Source organism: Streptomyces sp. NPDC127119 (genome assembly GCF_042677425.1).
Classification (GTDB): Bacteria; Actinomycetota; Actinomycetes; order Streptomycetales; family Streptomycetaceae; genus Streptomyces.
Genome location: NZ_JBHXTO010000015.1, coordinates 48,199 through 65,912, shown reverse-complemented (window position 1 = coordinate 65,912; position 17,714 = coordinate 48,199). Strand labels below are relative to the sequence as shown.

Below are 17,714 nucleotides of genomic sequence, written 5' to 3'. Positions count from 1 at the left end.
CCGACCTTGTCGTGCTTCATGGTGGTTCCCTCCTCAGCGGAGTCGGCGCAGGTACGGGTCCTGGGGCCTGCGCGGCAGCAGGCGCACACGCGCATCGAGCACGGAGACCGTGTCCGGTGCCGCGAGAACGGGGTTGAAGTCGGCTTCGGCGAGCTGTGGCAGGTCGCTCGCCATGCGGGACAGGCGCAGCAGCACCTGTTCGAGGGCTTCGAGATCGACGGGCCGGCGCCCTTGGCTCCGAAGAGGAGCGAGGCGCAGCGCGGGGTCGTGATCAGATCGTGCACGTCGCGGTCGGTGAGCGGGGCGAGTCGGGCGGCGTGGTCGGCGAGCACCTCCGTGGCCGTTCCCCCGAGGCCGAACAGGACCAGCGGTCCGAAGACCTCGTCCTGGACGACGCCCGCGAGCAGTTCGGTGCCGCGCGAGGCGAGCGGCTGCACGACCACGCCGGTGAGCAGGCCCGCGAACCGTGTCTCGAAGTCCCGGAAGGCGGCGCGCACCTGGGAGTCGCCCTGGAGGTCGAGGTGGACGGCGTGCTGTTCGCTCTTGTGCAGCAGGCCCGGCCAGTGGGCCTTCATGACCACGAGGCCGTCGGGACCGCGCAGCCGCTCGGCGGCGGTCACGGCGTCGTTCTCGGTCTCGGCCCAGGCCCACCGGAGCTGCGGAATGCCGTAACAGGCAAGGAGTTCGGCGCAGGTGCGCGGGTCCAGCCAGCCGCCGTCGGGGTGCGCGGCCAGGAAGGTGTCGGCGACCTCGTGGGCGTGCTCGGTGTCGACTCCGTCGAGGTCCCGGACCGTCCCGGCGGGGCGGCTGAGCCAGGCCGCCCGTCGCGCGGCGTGGGCCAACGCCCGTGCCGCCGCCTGGGGTTCGGCGTAGGAGGGGACGGCGCTGCCGTCCGTGGCGGGCAGCAGCCTGACCGGAAGGTCCTGTTCGAGCCGCACCGCGACGACCGGCGCCGCCCGGTGCCCGGGAACGAGGGTCCGGCCCGCCTGCTGGGCGTCCGGGGTCCGTGGCCGGGTGAGGGCCCTGATCAGATCGTCACCGGTCGCCGCGGCGACCGCCGTCGGGACGAGGGCCAGCAGGACGGCGTCGACACCCGGGGTACGGGTGATCCGCTCGACGCATGCCCGCAGTTGCTCCTCGGTGACGGCGGCGGTCGCGTCGACGGGGTTGCCGGCCGCCGCGCCCTCGGGCAGTGCGGCGAGCAGGTCGTCGACCGCCTCCGGGGTGAACGGTGGCAGGGCGAGCCCCGCTTCCGCGCAGGCGTCGGCCGCCAGGACTCCGGCGCCGCCCGCGTTGGTGACGATCGCGACGCGGGTGCCCGCGGGCAGCGGCTGGGAGTGCATCAGGGCGGCGGCTTCGAGGAGTTCGGCGACCGAATGGGTGGCCGTGATGCCCGCCTGGGTGAACAGGGCCTGCCGCGTCATCGTCCGGGTGGCGGCGGCCGCCGTGTGCGAGGCGGCGGCGCGGCGGCCCGCGTCGGTGCGGCCGGCGTCGACGGTGAGGACGGGCATGCGCCGGGTCACCCGACGCGCGGTGCGCGAGAAGGACCGCGGATTGCCGAAGGACTCCAGATGCAGCAGGGCGAGGTCCGTTCGGCCGTCGCACTCCCACCACTGGAGCATGTCGTTGCCGCTGACGTCGTACTTGTCGCCGAGGGAGGCGAAGGAGGACACCCCGATGCCCAGGCGTGACAGCCCGGCGAGAAGCGCGATGCCCACCCCGCCCGACTGGACGGCCACACCGGCGGTGCCGGGGCGCGGATGGTCGGCGGCGAAGGTGGCATCGAGACGCAGGTCGGGGTCGGTGTTGGACAGACCCAGGCAGTTGGGCCCGACGAGCCGCATTCCGAACGTACGGCATGCCGTCATGAGCGCCTGGGCCTGCACGCTGTCGAGGCCGGCGGAGACCACGAGCAGGGCCCGTACGCCGGCTTTGCCGCACTCCTCGGCGGTGGCCTGGACCGCGGCGGCCGGTACCGCGACGACGACGAGGTCGGGAGTCCTGGGCAGGGCGCTGACCGACGGGTAGGACGGCACGCCGAGAATCGACGTGGCCGACGGGTTCACCGCGAAGAGCCGTCGGGTGAAGCCACCCGCGTGCAGATGGCGCAGGACGGCGCGCCCCACCGATCCGGCCTTGCGCCCGGCACCCGCGACAGCGACGACGGCGGGCCTCAGGAGGGGCTCCAGACTCGCGATGTCGGCGGCGCGCCCACGGGCCTCCACGGCGGTCAGATAGGCGTCGTCCTCGGCGAGCTCGACGGTGCAGCGCACCTCCGGCCCCTCGAAGCGGCGGGCGGTGCGCAGGCCGAGATCGGCGAAGAGCTGGAGAACCTCGTGGTTCTCGCTGAGCGCGTCGGCCGTGAACGCGACGACGCCCTCCGCGCGGGCGGCCGAGACCAGATGCTCCACGAGCAGGGTGCCGATGCCCCGGTGATGGAGGCCGTCGGCGACGGCGATGGAGATCTCGGCCTCGTCGCCACCGCCCTGCGTGTCGTACTCGGCCAGGCCGATCACCTGGCCCCGCGTCTCGGCCAGAAGAGCCCGGTAGCCGGGTCGCGGCGGGGCGCAGGCACGGTCGGCGGCCAGTTCGGCGGAGCGCCGGCTCGCCGCGAAGAAGCGCAGCCGCAGATTGTCCGGGGACATCTCCTCGTACAGCCCCTGCAGCTGGTCGTGATCTCCTGGTGCCACGGGACGGATGCACACGGTGGTGCCGTCCGAGAGCAGGGCGTGGACTTCTGGTCGACTGCGTGCTTCGTCCGTCATCGCGGATCTCCTCAAAGCCTCTGGGCACTTCGAGCATCCAGCGGTCCGGACCGCGCCCCCATGGGCTGTACGGGGTGGGATGAGGGCCGGTCGGCCCCGGGGCCCCGGCCGTGCGGCCGGCCCGGAGGACCCGGCCACGCACGACGACCGGTGGCCGGGGTGCGCGGCCGGTCGTCGGTCAGTAGCGTGCTGTCGTGGTGTCCGACCTCGGGCAGGGTGGTTCCGTCAGATCCGCGAGCAGGGGAGGCGGCATGGCCGACAAGAAGGCGGCGACTCTGCCGCGCAAACCGTACGAGCGTGAACTGCTGCGTCTGCAGACCGAGTTGGTGAAGCTGCAGGAGTGGGTACGGGCGGAGGGCGCCCGGCTCGTGGTCGTCTTCGAGGGACGCGACGCGGCCGGCAAGGGCGGCACGATCAAACGGGTCGCCGAGCATCTCAATCCGCGGGTCGCCCGGATCGTGGCCCTGCCCAAGCCGACCGAGCGGCAGCGCACCCAGTGGTACTTCCAGCGCTACGCCGAGCACCTTCCCGCGGCCGGGGAGATCGTCCTGTTCGACCGCAGCTGGTACAACCGGGCCGGGGTCGAGCACGTCATGGGCTTCTGCACGAAGCAGGAGTACCAGCTCTTCCTGCGCCAGTGTCCGATCTTCGAGCGGATGCTGGTGGAGGAGGGAATCGTGCTGCGCAAGTACTGGTTCTCGGTGAGCGACGCCGTGCAGGAGGACCGGTTCCGGCGCCGGCTCGACGATCCGGTGCGGCGCTGGAAGCTCTCACCGATGGACCTGGAGTCGATCACCCACTGGGAGGCGTACTCACGGGCCAAGGACGAGATGCTGGTCCACACGGACATCGCCGAGGCGCCCTGGTTCGTCGTCGAGAGCGACGACAAGCGCCGGGCCCGCCTCAACATGATCGCCCACCTACTGGGGTCGCTGCCCTACCACGACGTGCCACCGCCGGTACTGGAGCTGCCGAAGCGACCGCCTTCGACGGGCTACGAGCGACCGCCGCGCGATCTGCAGACGTACGTCCCCGACCACGCGGCAACCATCTGAACGAGCGGCCGGTACCGGTGCCGGCCCACGGCCGTGCTCACATCGGCTGATGGCCGGCCGCGTCACCGCCCGGGTCGTCGGCGAGGACGATCGAGGCCCGGATACGCTTGCCGACCGGCTCGCGGTGGATCTCGAAGCTCCGGCTCACCGCCATGACGATCTCCAGACCGTGCTGTCCGATCCGGGCGGGGTTCGGTGGCAGGATCTGCGGCAAGGTGGCGCCGCTGTCCCACACCGTCACGGCGACGGCTCCTTCGCCGGCTTCCAGGGTCATCACGCAGGGACCCGGAGCGTGTTTACGGGCGTTGGTCACCAGCTCGGACACCACCAGCTGAACCATTCCGGTCGCCCGCGAGGACACCAAGACCCCATGCTCGACCTGCAAAGATTCCAAGAATCTACGGGCCACGTCACGGGAATCACCGATCCCCGCAGTGCCCTCGACCACAGCGGTGACCGCTGCGGAAGTGTCCATCAGTCGTTGCCGGCCTTTTTCCTGCTCAGCCAGATTCATACGTTCCGCCTCACTGCCGAAGCGCTCTTACCGGAAGTCGCTTACCCCGGAAACATCACCTCACGTGTGCTCCGGCGAACATTTCCGGCCGAGACCCCGACGTCCATGATCGTTTCCTGCTCCGCCGTACGCGTCAGCCGTGCGCCACGACGGCGACCGGGGCCGTGGCGTGGTGCAGGACGGCGTGCGTGACGGGGCCCGTGTGCGCGCCGAAGGAGCTGCGGCGGATCCGCCGGCCGACGACGAGCAGGGAGGCTTCGCGGGACGCGTCCACCAGGTGCTGGGCCGCGCTGCCGTAGCGGGAGCGTTCGACGACCTCGACGGTGGGGAACTTCAGCCGCCACGGGCGCAGCACCTCGGTGAGGGCCGCGGCCCGCTGCTTGGCCAGCTCCTCATGGAGCCCGAGGTCCGTCGGGAGTCCGTACGCGTAGTAGGGCGGCGGGTTCCAGCCGTGGACGACCCGCAGGCCCGACTGCCGCCGTAGCGCGATGTCGAACGCGAACTCGATCACCGTGTCGTGCGGGCTGTCGGTGTCGAGCCCGAGGAGCACCGGCCGGAAGGGGCTCGCGGCGGAGGGGATGCCGGACAGGTCCATCGTGTGCTCGTCGGCCGCCTGCTCCCCTGCCCGGACCAGGACCACGGGCCGCTCCGTCCGGGCCACGACGGCCAGACCCACGGAACCCAGCAGGAAGCCTCCGATGCCGCTCATCCCCCGGGAGCCGAGGACCAGCAGTTCGGCGTCCTCAGCCGCCCGCATCAGCACGTCGCTGGGACGGCCGGCCAACTGTTCCGCGCTGACGTCCACGCCGGGGTGACGCAGCCGGACGCCTTCGGTGGCCTCGCGCGGAATGCGCTCGGTCCAGTGCTGCTGTGTCTCGGCGCCGACGAGCGGCGCCTGGGCGATGGGTTCGGGGACCGGCTCCCAGACGTGGACGAGCTTGAGCGGCAGGCCCCGCAGCTTCGCCTCGCGGGCGGCCCACTCGACGGCGGCGAGGCTCTCGGCCGATCCGTCGAGACCTGCGACAACTGTGCGGACCATGATGCTGCCTCCTGAGGGGTGAGGTGCTTCCAGCTTTGAGGGAGGGAGGTGTCGTGGCGCGGGGCCCGTTGGTCCCCGGCTCGGGCCGAACGGCCCCTCGACCGGCGGACGCGGCGGGCCCGTGGGGGTCCGCCGCGTCCCTCGCGGTCACCGCAGCCAGCGATGGTCGCGGACCACCGGGATCCGCGCCCAGATCCTGCCCAGACCCCAGGTGGCACCGGCACCGGCCACCGCGAGGGCGATCAGGGCCACGGCGTAGATCACGTGGTAGTCGACGAACGGATTCGTCGACATGCTCGGCGCGCCGTCGGACAGATGCTTCGCCGGCGGCCACTCCGCGATCCACATCAGCGCCATCATCGCGCTCCCGGCCAGCGCGGCCAGCCGCAGTGCGACACCGGCGGTGACGGCGATCCCCACGCCCAGCAGGCCGAGCATGAACAGCCAGTCGGCCCAGGAGGCCCCGGCCCACTCGTGGAACGTGGACTCCATCGGCCCGACGGCCACGCTGCTGAGGAATCCCTTGGTCGGTGAGCCGCCGTCGATCCAGCCCTTGCCGGACGGCGTCGCGTAACCGAAGCCGAACGTCTTGTCCAGGAACGCCCACAGGAAGACGAACCCGGTCAGCAGACGCAGCGACGCGAAGGCGTAGGCACGTGCGGTGTGCGTGTCGGTAAGCATCGACACCGCGTCCCCGGCTGCGGATGGGGTCCGGTTCTTCCGCGACGACCGCAGAGGGAAGCCCGGACTCCGATGAGGGTGCTCGTGCACGGCCATGGTGGTGATCCCTTCGAGGTTGGTCCCGTCGGTTTCTGACACCTCTCACTCTCCGCCCGTGGGGCGCTTCGCACCGGATGCCGAAGGTCCGCGACTGCGCGGCTGAACGTCCCGTTCGGCAGGGCCTGTTGGGCTGCCGAACGCGCCGCTGTCAGCCGCCGTTTGCCTCCGGCCGGCTCGGGCTCGTCGCGAACCGTCGGCCGGTGGGGGTTGATCGCGCAGTTCCCCGCGCCCCTGGGGAGGCGGGGCCGCGCGTTCGTTTGTAGGGCGCGGGTCCTCGTCGGTTGCTCGCGCCGTTCCCCGCGCCCCTCAGGGGGTGGGGCCGGGCGTTCGTTTATAGCGTGCGGGTCCTCGCGGCGTTCCTCGCGCCCCTCAGGGGGTGCGGGGTAGCTGTGCGGTTGTTCGTACGCCCTGGGTTGTGAACGTGTACGTGCCCGACTGGATCTTGTAGACCGCGCGGTCTCCCTCCGTGTGCTGGAAGTTCGCGTCGCGGGGCGCGTCCGGGGACCCGTACCTCGGCCGTGTGTCGCGTGTTGCGTGCCAGACCGCACTGTGCGGGGTAACCGCGTTCCGGGGTACGTCAGGGCCCCTCACGCGCCTACCGGCAGGTCGTCCGCGCCCGCACACTCAAGAGCATGACGAGCATGACGCCTGGGCAGCCCCGTGGGGGAACCGAGTTGGGGCGCTTCCTGCGCGCCCGTCGGGCTCGGATCAGCCCGGTCGAGGCCGGTCTCACCGTCGGCCCGGGCCCGCGCCGCACGCCCGGGCTGCGCCGTGAGGAACTGGCCGGCCTCGCCGGCATCAGCGTCGACTACTGCACGCGTCTGGAGCGCGGCAAGGAGACCAGGCCCAGTGCGTCCGCCGTCGATGCGCTGGCTCGGGCTCTGCGTCTGGGGGAGGACGAGCACGAGCACCTGCGCGGTCTTGCCGTCCTCGCCTCGCGCGCCGCGCCGGAGCCTCCGGCGGCGCCCAGCAGGACCGTACGGCCGGGTGTGAGGCTGCTGCTGGAGAGCCTGCGGCCGCATCCCGCGCACATCGTCGGCCGCACCGGCGACCTGCTCGCCTGGAACCCCGGCGGGCTGCGGCTGCTGACCGGGATCGAGGAGTGGCCGACCCGGCAGCGCAACCTGGCCCGTCACCTCTTCCTCCACCCTGCCGCACGCACTCTCTTCCCCGACTGGGACCACCAGGTCCGCGATTGCGTCGCCCGGCTGCGTGCCCTGGCGGGCACGGACCCCGATGCCCCCGACCTGGCCCGGCTGGCGGGTGAACTCCTGCTCAAGAGCCCGGAGTTCGCCCCCTTGTGGGAGGGCTACGACATCCAGGCTCCTCCGCACGGCCGTAAGACCTTTCGCCACTCCGAGGTCGGGGACCTCACTCTCGGCCACCAGTGCATGGAGGTGGAGGGCACGCCGGGCCATCGGCTCATCACCTATTACGCCGAGCCGGGCACCCCTGACCATGACGCCCTCGTCCTCCTCGACCTGCTCGGCTCGCAGCCGACCTCGCATGCGTCGAACCCGCGCTCGCAGGACGAACCCACGTCGTCCGGCCCTTGAGCCCACGCGGCAGCACCCGTGTCGACGACAAGGCAGCCGGACGCGGCACTCGGAGGGTTCGTCAGGACTGTCGACGTGGCTGCTGTTCGATCTGCGGATCCGGCTGCGGATCGGGCTGCTCCGCCGAGCGTTCCGTTGCCATGTCGAGCAGGAGCATGGCGTCGTGGTCGGGAGTGCCGGGATCGGCCGCGTAGGCGCTCAGTCGCAGGCCAGGGGTGCCCTCAAGGTGCATGCTCTGGGCGCTGAGGGTGAGGTCACCGACCTGGGGGTGATGGAAGGTCTTGTGGACCTTCTTGCGTCCGGCCACCTCGTAGCGCTCCCACAACGTGGCGAAGTCCGGACTCTTGAGCAGGAGTTCGCCCACCAGGCCGGTGAGGTCGGAGGCATCCGGGTCGGTGCCGGCCAGGGCGCGCAACCGGGCGACGCAGCCGCGGACCTGGTGGTCCCAGTCGGGGAAGAGCGTGCGCGCGGTGGGGTGGAGGAAGAGGTAGCGGGCGAGGTTGCGCTGGGTGGCGGGCCAGTCGGCGAGGCCCGCGTACAGGGCGAGTCCGCCGGGGTTCCAGGCGAGCAGGTCCATGCTGCGGCTGATGATGTAGGCCGGATTGGGCCGCATGGTCTCCAGGAGCAGTTCCAGGTGCGGGCGCACGGTGGGGCTGGTGGGCGGCGCCGGTTCTGCGGCGTACCGCGCGGCCAGAGCGGCCAGCTCGCGCAGGTGCTGGTGCTCGGCGTCGTCGAGCCGCAGGGCGCGGGCGAGGGCGTCCAGCACGGCGGGGCTGGGGCGGGTCTCCTTGCCGCGCTCCAGACGGACGTAGTAGTCGATGCTGATGCCGGCGAGCGTGGCCAGTTCCTCGCGGCGCAGCCCGGGGGTGCGGCGCAGGCCGGTGCCCTTGGTGAGACCCACCTGCTCGGGGCGGGTCTGGTTGCGTCGCGCGTGCAGGAACCGGCCCAGTTCCAGGTCGGCGCTCCTGCTGGTGCTCTGCTCGGATGCCATACCGCCAGTCTCACACCGCGCTGACCTGCGTGGCAGGTGGAAGGGGGGCCCTGTCACACCCCTGAACGCCGCTCCCCGGCACGACTCGGCCTGCCACCTGGGAGGAAAAGGCGCAAGGCTCGGCAGTCGGGTTCCGGTGGTCACCGGCCGGCCTGATGGTTGCGGTACCCGCCGAGCGGGCCGGCGTCGCCAGTGGTGTGCTGAACGCGTCCCGCCGGCTGGGGGCGCCCAGGCCGTAGCCGCGCCGGGAGCCGCACCCGCACCCGCACCCGCATAGAACAGTAAGGAAGACCCCATGCAGACCGTCACCCTCAACAACGGCATCGAGATGCCGATCCTCGGCTTCGGCGTGTTCCAGATCCCCGCGGAGGAGACCGAGCGAGCCGTATCCGACGCCCTGTCCGCCGGTTACCGGATGCTCGACACGGCGTCCTCGTACCAGAACGAGGAGGCCGTCGGCCGCGCGATCAGGAGCAGCGGCATTCCGCGCGCGGACCTGTTCGTCACGACCAAGCTGTACGTCCAGGACGCTCCCGCGGAGGAGAACACCAAGCGCGCCTTCGAGACGTCGCTGGGCAAGCTCGGCCTGGACCACGTCGACCTGTACCTGATGCACCAGCCCTTCGGTGACGTGTACGGCCAGTGGCGTGCCATGCAGGACCTGCACCGGGAGGGCCGGAGCAGGGCGATCGGTGTCTCCAACTTCTACCCGGACCGGCTCCTCGACCTCATCATCAACAACGAGGTCACCCCGGCGGTCAACCAGATCGAGACCCATCCGTTCTTCCAGCGCGCCGACTACCAGGAGCTGATGCGCGAGCACGGCGTCCAGATCGAGTCGTGGGGCGGCTTCGCCGAGGGCAAGAACGACCTCTTCGGCAATCCGGTCCTGCGCGGTATCGGCGAGCAGCACGGCAAGTCGGTGGCGCAGGTCGTGCTCCGCTGGCTGACCCAGCGCGGAGTCGTCGCCATCCCCAAGTCCGTCCGTGCCGACCGGATGGCCGAGAACCTCGACGTCTTCGACTTCGAGCTCACCGACGAGCAGATGGCCTCCATCGCCACCCTGGACACCGGCAGTTCGCTGTTCTTCGACCACCACGACCCGAAGATGGTCAGCTGGCTCAGCGCGCGGCGCCTGGACGCCTGATCGTGCGGTGCCAGCTGGTTCGGTGCCAGGTTCGGTGCCAGGTGATTCCGGGCCCTGTGGGGGGTTGGAAGCGGGTCAGCGTTCCAGCATGCTGAGGCCCGCCTCCGTGTGGGTGTCTCCGGCTGCCGGCGGGAGACTGGAGAGCTTCGCCAAGACCTCGGCGCCGAGTTGGAGGCTGTCGGAGGCGGTGTTCTCCTCCAAACGGGTCACGCGCTTGGTGCCGGGGATGGGGGCGATGTCGTCGCCCTGTGCGAGGAGCCAGGCGATGGCGACCTGTGCGGGGGTGGCAGCCACCTCCGCGGCGATGGCCTGGACCTCGTCCGCGAGCGCCAGATTCCGCCGGAAGTTCTCGCCGGTGAAGCGCGGGTTCCCGCGCCGGAAGTCTCCTTCTTCGAAGTCGCTCTCGTTGCGCACGGTACCGGTGAGGAAACCGTGCCCGAGCGGCGCGAACGGCACCAGTCCGATACCCAGTTCCCGCAGGACGGGCAGGACTCGTTCCTCGATACCGCGCGTCCACAGCGAGTACTCGGACTGCACAGCGGTGACGGGGTGGACGGCGTGGGCACGACGGATGGTGTCCGGTCCGGCCTCGGAGAGCCCGAAGTGGCGGACCTTGCCCTCGGCGATCAGCTCGGCGACGGCGCCCGCGGTCTCCTCCACGGGGGTGTTCGGGTCGACGCGGTGCTGGTAGTAGAGGTCGATGTGGTCGGTGCCGAGCCGTTTGAGGGAGCCTTCGACGGACGTACGGATGTTGGCGGGGCCGGAGTTGAGGTTCCAGGCGCCGGCGCCACCGTGGTCGATCATGCCGAACTTGGTGGCGAGCACGACCTGATCGCGCCGGCCCTTCAAGGCCTGGCCGACCAGGTCTTCGTTGATGTAGGGGCCGTAGATCTCCGCGGTGTCGATCAGCGTGACGCCGAGATCGATGGCGCGGTGGATGGTGCGGACGGATTCCGCGTCATCGCTTCCGGCACCGGTCAGACCGTGGGACATGCCCATCGCGCCCAGACCGATACGTGAGACCTGTAGGTCACCGAGCTTGATGTACTTCATGATTGCGTGCTTCTCCTGTCGGGTTGCGATCCGGAGGATCGCCAGGGCTGGTGGTGGCCGGGGCCGGTGGATCGCCGGGGCCGGTGGACGCCGTCCGTCCCGATGCCGCCGGGGGCGGTCCGGTGCGGTGCGGTCCGTTCCGGTGCGGTCCGGTCAGCGGGGTTCGAGGCGCAGGGTGGCGGCGCGGGCCCGCTCGGTCAGGACGTGCTCGACGATGGTCGTGCAGCGCCCGTACTTCTCCCGGTAGGCGGCGTCCACGCCCCGATACTCCTCGCGATCGGCCTCCTGGAAGGTGACGTCCCGCCGGACGCCGCCCGCTTCGATACGCCCCTGATGGCGGGCCTGCGCTCCTTCGTACCAGGGGCCGCCCGTGCCCTTGACCGAGCGGACGTACAGCCGGTCGCCGGAACGGACGACCCACATCGTCACCGGGTCGCGCAGAGTGCCGTTGGACCGTTCGGATGCCAGGTCCAGTTCCTCGGCCGTGGCGATCTTCTCCAGATCCGAGCTGTTCCAGTCCGTCATCGTCGTTCCTTCCCGCGTGCGACGCGTGCCAGGCCGGGAGCCGACGGCTCCGACCAGGCGTGTCGCCGCTCATCACGTCCACCGTTTCCCGCCGACGCAGGGTCCGCCATCGGAGCGGAGCCGCGACGGGACCGGCCTGGAGTGGCCGGCAGGCGCCGGAACTCGGTGGGACTTGGTGGGACTTGGTGGGACACGATCAACCCTGCACCTCGGCGCCGGCCGGAGGCAGGCCGAGGTGTGCCGGGGGATGACGAGCGGGGGGTACGACAGGGCCTCCCCCGGCAGACAGGCAAGGAGCCCGGCACGCAGGTCGCACCGGCGGCGCGGCCGGAGCGAAGGGAGGCCGGGCCGAGGGTGCGGTGCCGCGCGGCCCTCACTCCTCGTTCAGGCCAGCGCCTCGGACGCCGCAAGGAAGGTGGCCACCAGTTCCCGTGCCCAGTCGCTGGAGGCCGGCTGGGCGCTGAAGATGGCGCGGTAGTACAGCGGTCCGAGCAGGAAGTCGACGGCGTTCTCCACCAAGGGGGCACGGCCGCCGCGGGAGCGTTCGCGCTCGATGATGGCGCTCAGCTGCTCGTGACGGTCCCCGATGCAGGCGCAGCCGCCGTCCGGCCCCGAGCCGATGGTGGCGCGCATGAGCGCGAGGGTGTCGGGGTCCCTGAGGTCGGTGGCCACGTCCCCCAGCCAGCGTTCCAGGTCGCCGGTGAGCGTCCCGGTGTCGGGCACGACGACGTCACCGCTGAACCGGCTGGTGGCCACATCGCCCAGGAGCTGGGCGGGTGAGCCCCAGCGCCGGTACACCGTGGTCGGGTGCACGCCCGCGCGGGCGGCGACGGCGGGAATCGTCAGGGCCTCCGCGGGTTCCTCCGCGAGGAGCTGTGCGACGGCGTGGTGCACGGCGGCGCGGACCTTCGCGGAGCGACCGCCGGGGCGTACCTGAGCTTGAGCGTCAACCATGGGGAAATTATCGCACTGATCGTTGCGTTAGTGGTAGCGTCCTTAACGCATCGATCACTGCGTTTGGAGAGAGTCGTGTCCGTCTCCGCCTTGCCCGACAGCGACAACCAGATACCGCCCCCGCCCGATACCGCCCCGCCCCGCCGAAGGCGTCGCGAGCTCAACCGGCCGACCGCCTTCGCCGCCATCGCCGTCGTCTTCGTCCTCTTCATGGCCGCGTCCAGCGCGCCGTCCCCCCTCTACGTCGTCTACCAGCAGCGCTGGGACTTCTCCGCGACCACCCTCACCACGGTGTTCGCCGTCTACGTACTCGGGATGATCGCGGCACTGCTGGTGCTCGGCTCCCTGTCCGACCACCTCGGCCGCCGCCCGGTACTGCTCTCCGCGATCACGCTGGAAGCCGCGTCGATGGCACTCTTCCTCGTCGCGGACAGCGTGTCCCTCCTGCTCACCGCACGGGTGGTCCAGGGCATCGCCACCGGGGCCGCGATGACGGCACTCGGCGCGGCCCTGGCCGACCTGAACCCCACCCACGCGCCCCACCGCGCCGGCGTCGTCACCGGCGCCGCACCCACCTTCGGGCTGGGGCTCGGCGCGCTGGGCTGCGGCTTCCTCGTCGAGTACGGCCCCCACCCGACCCGCCTCGTGTACGTGCTGCTGCTGGCGGGCCTCGTCCTGGCCGCGGCCGTGGTCGCGGCACTGCCCGAGACGTCGCTACGGCGACCCGGAGCCGCCCGCTCGCTCCAGCCCCGCCTCAAGGTGGCACCCCATCTGCGGGCGGACCTGCTGCGCCTGGTACCGATCCTCGTCGCGAGCTGGGCGCTGGGCGGCCTGTACCTCTCGCTCGGACCGTCGGTCGCCGTGGGCCTGTTCGGCCTCTCCAGTCACGTGGTCGGCGGTCTGGTGGTCACCCTGCTGACCGTACCGGCCTGCCTGACCGCGATCGCGCTGCGCGGCTGGCCGGCCGCCCGCACCCTCGCCCTCGGCGCCGGTCTCCTGCTCACCGGCACGGTCATCGCCCTGACCGGGGTCGAAGAGGACTCGCTGCTCACCGCGGCACTCGGCACGGTGGTCGCCGGGGTCGGATTCGGCGCCTCCTCCCTCGCCAGTTTCGGCACGCTGGCCCGTATGGCCGCACCCTCCGAACGCGGCGAACTGTTCTCCGTGGCCTTCGTGATCTCCTACCTGTCCTTCAGCGTTCCCGCCGTCGTCGCCGGAATCGCCGCCACGCATACGGGACTTCACGAGACGTCCGTCGCCTACGCCGCCACGGTCGCCTTCCTCGCCGCCCTCGCCCTGCTCGCCCAGTGGCTCCGCGCGCGCCGCACCCCCGAACAGCCCGTCGCCTTCCCCCAGACGTGACCCTGCGGGGAGGGAGGCACCAGCGGCACGAGCGGAACACCGTCCTCACCCCCGACCCCGCATCGGCACTCGGCTTCGGCACCCGCAGCCCGCAGCCCGCAGCCCGCAGCCGCCAACCATCGCCCGCCACACGCCGCCCGTCCATCGTCCCCAGACGCTCGACGGGCAGGCGCTCGACGGGCGGGCCGCGGCCGACCACTCATCGATCGCCCACGGGTCGCCCACCGGCCGCTCATCGATCGGCCTCCGGCCGCCCACCCCTCGCCCACCCCTCGCCCATCGGCCATCAACCACCCCCGGGCAGCCGCATTCCGACGCACCCCCACCGGTCCGCGTCAGAACTCTTGACAACGATGTCAGACGCGTGATCTAGTCCGCTTCCAGCCAGCCGGATGCCGTCGATTGCGCTGCGAGGGGGGCTCGACGCGATGACCTGCACACCGCTTCCTTCCTGTGCTGAATTCCCGCGCCCGAGGCACACACGTACACGAGCGCCGGCCCTTTCGGGTCGGCGCTTTTTTCCGTGCGCAGCACATGAAGAGTGAGGAACAGGAGCCCGCTTCCATGCACAGATCCCTCCACCGATTGCGTCATCGCGCCTCAACAGCCCTTGCCACGCTGCTCGTTGCCGGGGGCGCGCTGGCTCCGGTGCCGGCCGTCGCCCAGGCACCGGCGGCAGCCGCCCAACCGACCTCCCTGGTCAACCCGTTCATCGGCACCCAGAACTTCGGCAACACCTTCCCCGGCGCGAGCGCTCCCTTCGGCATGGTCCAGGTCAGCCCCGACACCGGTGGCCAGGGCGGCTACGACTACCAGCAGGACAAGATCCACGGGTTCAGCCAGACCCATCTCTCCGGTGTCGGCTGTTCCGTCATGGGTGAGCTGCCGATCATGCCGACGACCGGAGCGGTCGACAACGTCGACCCGAACTCCTACCGGTCGACGTTCTCGCACGACGACGAGGACGCCGAACCCGGTTACTACCGCGTCGGGTTGAAGACGTACGACATCGACGCGGAGCTGACGGCGACCTCCCGCACGGGGTGGCAGCGCTACACCTTCCCGTCGACCGACCGCGCCAACGTCCTGTTCAACACGGGCCGGGCCAACCAGAAGGTCTACGGCTCGGAAGTGCATGTCGTCGGCGACCGGACCGTCGAGGGCCGTGTCGAAGCGGGCAACTTCTGCGCGGGCAAGGACAAGCACACCGTCTACTTCACCGCGACCTTCGACCGGCCGTTCACCTCGCACGGCGCCTGGCGCGGAACCACTCCCACCCCCGGTGAACGGGACGCGGCCGGCGAGGGCGACAACGGCGCCTGGGTGACCTTCGACGCCGACGCCGACCGTGACGTCGTCGTCAAGGTGGGGCTCTCCTACACGGGCCTCGACGGCGCCCGCGCGAATCTGAAGGCGGAGACGCAGGACTCGTACGACTTCGACGCCACGCGGGCGGCGCTGCACGCGACCTGGGAGCGGCAGCTCGACGCCGTCAAGATCGGCGGCGGGTCGGCCGAGCGGCAGCGCGCGTTCTACACGGCGCTCTACCACGCGCAGTTGCACCCGAACCTCGCCGGAGACGTCGACGGCCGGTACGCGGGATTCGACGGCAAGAACCATGTCGCGTCGGGGTTCACGCCGTACCAGAACCTGTCCCTGTGGGACACCCACCGGCCGCAGAACCAACTGCTCCAGATGCTGCAGCCGAAGGTCGCCCGTGATGTCGCGCTGTCGGTCGTCGCGATCGGACGGGACGGCGGCTGGCTGCCGCGCTGGTCGCTCGCCAACAGCGAGACCAACATCATGACCGGCGACCCGGTGACCCCCTTCCTCGTCGAGGCGTGGTCCAAGGGACTGCTCGCGGGCCACGAGAAGGAGGCGTACGCGCTGCTGAGGAAGAACGCGACGAGTACGCCACCGGCCGACTCCCCCTACAACGGCCGTGCGGGAGTGGACGCGTACCAGAAGCGCGGCTATCTGCCCAGCGGGCTGGAGCCGGGGAAGGACTGCGCGGACAAGGGCGGTGACAACGACTGCCGTCATCCCGCCTCGGCGACCATGGAGTACGCGGCTGCGGACGCGTCGCTGGCGCTGATGGCCAAGGGGCTGGGACACAGCGCGGACGCCCGGATGTTCGCGGCGCGCGGCCAGTGGTACCGGAACCTGTGGGACTCCTCCATCCAGCAGTTCCGGCCGCGTACGACCGACGGCACCTGGCTGACGCCGTACGACCCCGTCGAAGCGGGCCACCAGTTCCATGAGGGCGGCGCCTACCAGTACCAGTGGCTGGCGCCCCAGGACCCCGCCGGGCTCGTCTCCCTGATGGGCGGCAAGCGCGCGACGGAGAAGCGGCTCGACTCCTTCTTCGCCTACGACAAGCTCCTCGCCGACCCGGCCAGGACCGCTCGCGAGGACTGGATCTCGGCGCCGTACGACTACTACGGGAAGTCGACCTACAACCCGAACAACGAGCCGGACCTGCACGCCCCGTACATGTATCTGTGGGCCGGCGCACCCGCCAAGACCGCCACCGTGGTCCGCGCCGCGATGACGCTCTTCACGGACGGGCCCGACGGCATGACCGGCAATGACGACCTGGGCACCATGTCGGCCTGGTACGTCTTCTCGTCGCTGGGCCTGTACCCGACGACGAACGGCGGCGACTTCCTCACCGTCTCCAGCCCGCAGTTCCCCTCGGCGGTCATCCGCATCGGCGCCTACGGGAAGGAGCAGGGCGGCACCCTGACCGTCAAGGCACCGGGTACGAGCGACGCCCAACGCTATGTGAAGCAGGCGAAGTTCGGCGGGAAGAACCTGCGCGCCACCTGGCTGGACTGGGACGCGGTCGCCAAGGGCGGAAACCTCGCCTTCGAGATGGCCGGCAAGCCGTCGGCATGGGGTACGGGCAAGGGCGACGAGCCGCCGTCCGTGAACCGCGCGGCAGCCGATTCCCGCCGCAACCTCGACGCCTCGCTGCGCACCGCCTCCGACGTCCTGCCGACGTCCGACAGCGCGCAGAACGTCCGCCTGAAGCTGGACGTGCTGGGCCAGTCCCCCGGCACACTCCGGGTGCGCGTCGACGCGAAGGCCCCCAGCGGCTGGACCGCGAAGGCTTCGGACTCCTTCTCCCTCCAGTCCCACCGTCTTCCGGTCCAGCGGACCGCGACGGTGGACGTGAACGTGCCGGCCGGGACCGCTCCGGGTTCGTACAGCGTGCGGATCACGGCGGGCGCGAAGGGAGTGAAGAGCGTCGAACGGGTCGCGACCATCGAGGTGCGCGCCGCGGCCCGCTGCGCGCCGGACATCGACGGCCAGTGCGCCGTGGACCTCGGCAAGGAGGTGAACCACGACGGAACCGCGACCGTCGCGGCCTCCGACCAGGGCGACTTCGACGGCGGCGGTTGGAGCTTCGACGGTGATCTGCTGCCCGCGGCGGGTCCGGTCGTCTGGGGCGGCGTGACCTACGACGCTCCCGATCCGTCCGGCACGGCCGAGAACTTCGTCGAGGCCCGCGGTCAGTCCATGCTGCTTCCGGCCGGTTCGTACGGCGCGTTGCGCGTGGTCGCCGTGGCCCACCACGGCCCGGTGACGACCGCGCTGACCGTCCGCTACACCGACGGAACCACCGCCGAAGTGCCCGTCCCCGTGGGCGACTGGGCGGGATCCACACCGCAGGGCAGCTCGGTGGTGCTGGAGATGCCGCACCGGATCAAGCGCGGGCAGGGCGTGGACGGTCCGCCGGTACGGCTGTTCGGCGCCTCGGCGGACCTGGACGCGTCGAAGACGGTGCGTTCCATCGGCCTGCAGAACGATCCTCGGGTGCAGGTGTACGCGATCACTCTCAAGTAGGGCGAGTGCTTCTCCGTCTCAGGTAGGACAGAGAGCACTCCGTACGTTCACCGGCTCACGCTTCTCGATCGGGAGGCGTGGGCCGGTGGTTTCACTGCCCCGTCACGAAGCCCGCCGTCGTCAT

General features: G+C 71.0%; 12 protein-coding genes and 1 pseudogene. 5 read left to right on the top strand and 8 right to left on the bottom strand.

Annotated elements, in window-relative coordinates; genetic code table 11:
• Positions 1-33: 33 nt before the first annotated feature.
• Positions 34-2,765, bottom strand: a pseudogene (locus tag ACFVH5_RS10165) (GNAT family N-acetyltransferase).
• 251 nt (positions 2,766-3,016) lie between these two features.
• Between ACFVH5_RS10165 and ppk2 the strand changes: the two are divergent.
• The gene (ppk2, locus tag ACFVH5_RS10160) at positions 3,017-3,820 is read left to right on the top strand and encodes a polyphosphate kinase 2 (protein ID WP_385833090.1); all 804 of its coding nucleotides are present in this window, start codon (positions 3,017-3,019) and stop codon (positions 3,818-3,820) included.
• Positions 3,821-3,857: 37 nt separating this feature from the next.
• On the opposite strand, the gene ACFVH5_RS10155 is transcribed toward ppk2, so the two are convergent.
• The 3 genes from ACFVH5_RS10155 to ACFVH5_RS10145 form a co-directional block, all read right to left on the bottom strand.
• Complete coding sequence (locus ACFVH5_RS10155; protein WP_385833089.1) at positions 3,858-4,334, bottom strand: ATP-binding protein; 477 nt, start codon at positions 4,332-4,334, stop codon at positions 3,858-3,860.
• Between the two features lie 133 nt (positions 4,335-4,467).
• Entirely contained in the window at positions 4,468-5,373 is a 906-nt protein-coding gene (locus ACFVH5_RS10150; RefSeq protein WP_385833088.1) for a universal stress protein, read from the bottom strand.
• A 147-nt stretch (positions 5,374-5,520) separates the two neighbouring features.
• The gene (locus tag ACFVH5_RS10145; protein ID WP_385833136.1) at positions 5,521-6,150 is read right to left on the bottom strand and encodes a hypothetical protein; all 630 of its coding nucleotides are present in this window, start codon (positions 6,148-6,150) and stop codon (positions 5,521-5,523) included.
• A 644-nt stretch (positions 6,151-6,794) separates the two neighbouring features.
• On the opposite strand from ACFVH5_RS10145, the gene ACFVH5_RS10140 reads away from it, so the two are divergent.
• Positions 6,795-7,709, top strand: a complete 915-nt coding sequence (locus ACFVH5_RS10140) for a helix-turn-helix transcriptional regulator (RefSeq protein WP_385833135.1) — start codon at positions 6,795-6,797, stop codon at positions 7,707-7,709.
• Between the two features lie 61 nt (positions 7,710-7,770).
• Here the strand turns inward: ACFVH5_RS10140 and ACFVH5_RS10135 are convergent, their stop codons facing one another.
• A complete protein-coding gene (locus ACFVH5_RS10135) occupies positions 7,771-8,700 on the bottom strand; it encodes a helix-turn-helix transcriptional regulator (protein WP_385833087.1) in 930 nt (309 codons plus the stop codon).
• Between the two features lie 295 nt (positions 8,701-8,995).
• Here ACFVH5_RS10135 and ACFVH5_RS10130 point away from each other — a divergent pair, with 295 nt between their 5' ends.
• Positions 8,996-9,847, top strand: a complete 852-nt coding sequence (locus tag ACFVH5_RS10130; protein WP_385833086.1) for an aldo/keto reductase — start codon at positions 8,996-8,998, stop codon at positions 9,845-9,847.
• A 75-nt stretch (positions 9,848-9,922) separates the two neighbouring features.
• Here ACFVH5_RS10130 and ACFVH5_RS10125 read toward each other — a convergent pair whose 3' ends face one another.
• From ACFVH5_RS10125 to ACFVH5_RS10115, 3 genes are all read right to left on the bottom strand, one after another.
• Positions 9,923-10,900: an aldo/keto reductase gene (locus ACFVH5_RS10125; RefSeq protein ID WP_385833085.1), complete on the bottom strand. Its 978-nt coding sequence runs from the start codon at positions 10,898-10,900 to the stop codon at positions 9,923-9,925.
• A 153-nt stretch (positions 10,901-11,053) separates the two neighbouring features.
• Positions 11,054-11,425, bottom strand: a complete 372-nt coding sequence (locus ACFVH5_RS10120) for a DUF2255 family protein (RefSeq protein WP_385833084.1) — start codon at positions 11,423-11,425, stop codon at positions 11,054-11,056.
• A gap of 384 nt (positions 11,426-11,809) precedes the next feature.
• Complete coding sequence (locus tag ACFVH5_RS10115; protein ID WP_385833083.1) at positions 11,810-12,379, bottom strand: TetR/AcrR family transcriptional regulator; 570 nt, start codon at positions 12,377-12,379, stop codon at positions 11,810-11,812.
• A gap of 75 nt (positions 12,380-12,454) precedes the next feature.
• Here ACFVH5_RS10115 and ACFVH5_RS10110 point away from each other — a divergent pair, with 75 nt between their 5' ends.
• Positions 12,455-13,741, top strand: coding sequence for an MFS transporter (locus ACFVH5_RS10110; RefSeq protein ID WP_385833081.1), 1,287 nt, complete (start codon positions 12,455-12,457; stop codon positions 13,739-13,741).
• Between the two features lie 564 nt (positions 13,742-14,305).
• Complete coding sequence (locus ACFVH5_RS10105; RefSeq protein WP_385833080.1) at positions 14,306-17,590, top strand: GH92 family glycosyl hydrolase; 3,285 nt, start codon at positions 14,306-14,308, stop codon at positions 17,588-17,590.
• The last annotated feature ends 124 nt before the right edge of the window (positions 17,591-17,714 follow it).